Annotated in this window: 1 pseudogene; it reads left to right on the forward strand. The window is 59.0% G+C overall.

The features are described 5' to 3' along the window. Window positions 1-119: 119 nt before the first annotated feature. Window positions 120-1280, forward strand: a pseudogene (locus tag ACIQWP_RS31885) (Tn3 family transposase); the annotation flags it as partial. Window positions 1281-1376 lie beyond the last annotated feature (96 nt).

The raw sequence follows: 1376 nt of genomic DNA on the forward strand, positions 1-1376 counted from the left end.
ATAAAGCTCTCACTGGGCGGGATTAGCCCCGCGGAATTCCGCCGGAATCTTGGAATTGCAGCATAAGCCGTCCAAGAATTTGTCCGCACCTCCTCTGAGGAAAATTCACGCGGCATTGACACCCTTTAGTCGAAGTCCCGGATCTGCTGCGTGAGGTGCATGAATGGACGGGATTTGCCGACCAGTTCACCCATGTCCGGACCGGTGATGCCCCCCAGAGCATCTCGGCCATGCTGGCCGGCGTTCTCGCCGATGGCACAAACCTCGGCCCGAAACGCATGGCGGGCGCGTCGAAAGGCATCAGTGCCCATCAGATTGGCTGGATGCGCAGCTTCCACGCCCGATCCGAAACTTACCGAGCCGCGCAGGCATGTGTGACCGATGCGCATACTCGCCATCCGCATTCACAGCTCTGGGGTGATGGAACGACCGCGTCATCGGACGGGCAGTTCTTCCGGGCCAGCGATCGGGCCGCCAAGCGAAGCGATATCAATCTCCACTATGGCAGCGAGCCCGGATCGAAGTTCTATAGCGGGCTTTCAGATCAGTATGGCTACTTCAGCATCCTGCCGATCAGCCCGACCGAGAGCGAGGCGGTCTATGTCCTCGACGGATTGTTCGATCATGACACGGTCCTGGAAATAGAGGAATTGTTCACCGATACCGGCGGCGCCAGTGACCATGTCTTTGCGCTGTTTGCCTTGGTCGGTAAGCGCTTCGCACCTCGACTACGCAATCTCAAGGACCGGAAGTTCCACACCTTCGAAAAGGCCGGTGCATATCCGGCGCTGGCCAACCATATCGGCGCGCCGATCAATACAGCACTCATCCTTGACCACTGGGACGATCTCTTGCGTCTGGCCGCCTCTATCACAACCCACACCGTCGCGCCGTCGACGATCCTCAAAAGACTATCCGCGTCGTCGAAATCCAGCGAACTGGCGAAGGCGCTCCGCGAGCTTGGCCGCATCGAGAGAACCTTATTCATGATTGAGTGGTATTCGAGCCCAGGCTTGCGTCGGCGCTGCCAGGCCGGGCTCAACAAGGGCGAAGCCGCGCACAAGCTCAAACGTGCCGTCTTCTTCCATGAACGCGGTGAAATCCGTGATCGGTCTTTTGACAGTCAGGCATTCCGCGCGTCCGGCCTTAATCTCGTGGTTAGCGCCATCGTCCACTGGAACACCGTCTATCTCAGCAGGGCCACGGCTCACCTGCGCCAACGGGGCCGGAATATTCCCGACGATCTGCTCAAGCATGTCTCGCCGCTCAGTTGGGAACACAGTAAGCGCCGTTCTGGGGCCACGGCGGGTGGAAGCTTATGCTGCTATTTTGTGAGTTTATAGGCAGCCAGACGCTCCGCTTCTGCCAACGCGGCA

It is taken from the genome of Rhizobium sp. NPDC090279 (assembly GCF_044769665.1).
In the GTDB taxonomy this organism is placed as follows: Bacteria; Pseudomonadota; Alphaproteobacteria; order Rhizobiales; family Rhizobiaceae; genus Rhizobium.